Origin of the sequence: Streptomyces sp. SM1, assembly GCF_002910825.1 — a bacterium.
GTDB lineage: Bacteria > Actinomycetota > Actinomycetes > Streptomycetales > Streptomycetaceae > Streptomyces > Streptomyces okerensis.
Genome location: NZ_NEUB01000348.1, coordinates 1 through 476 on the forward strand (window position 1 = coordinate 1; position 476 = coordinate 476).

At 76.5% G+C, this 476-nt stretch carries 1 protein-coding gene; it reads right to left on the reverse strand.

Annotated features, from left to right (window positions below; genetic code table 11):
- Positions 1 to 476: ATP-dependent helicase C-terminal domain-containing protein (locus tag B9S61_RS08760; protein ID WP_308457754.1), on the reverse strand; the 476-nt coding region annotated here is incomplete at both ends.

Consider the following 476-nt stretch of genomic DNA (forward strand, 5'->3'; position numbering starts at 1 on the left):
GTTGGTGTGCCGGGTGGGCTCGGCGGCGGCCGGGTCCTCCGGCCACGGATGCCTGGGATAGCGCCCGCGCAGTTCGGCCCGTACGCCCTTGTAGCCGTCCCGCCAGAAGGAGGCGAGATCGGCGGTCACGGCGGCGGGCCGCCCGGCCGGGGACAGCAGATGGACCAGCAGCGGCACCCCGGCCACCCGGGGCGACACCTGGAGCCCGAACATCTCCTGGAGCTTCACCGCGAGCACCGGCCGCTGCGGGTCGGAGTAGTCGAGGCGGATCGCGGAGCCACTGGGCACGGTGATCCGTTCGGGCGCGAGTTCGTCGAACCGCGCGGCCTCGCCGGAGGCCCAGGGGAGCAGCCGCCCGAGCGCCCGCCCGGCGTCGATCCGGGCGAGGTCGGCCCGCCGCCGGGCCCGGCCCAGCTCCGGCTCCAGCCACTCCTCCACGCGCGCGTGCAGCGCCTCGTCGGACACATCGGGCCACG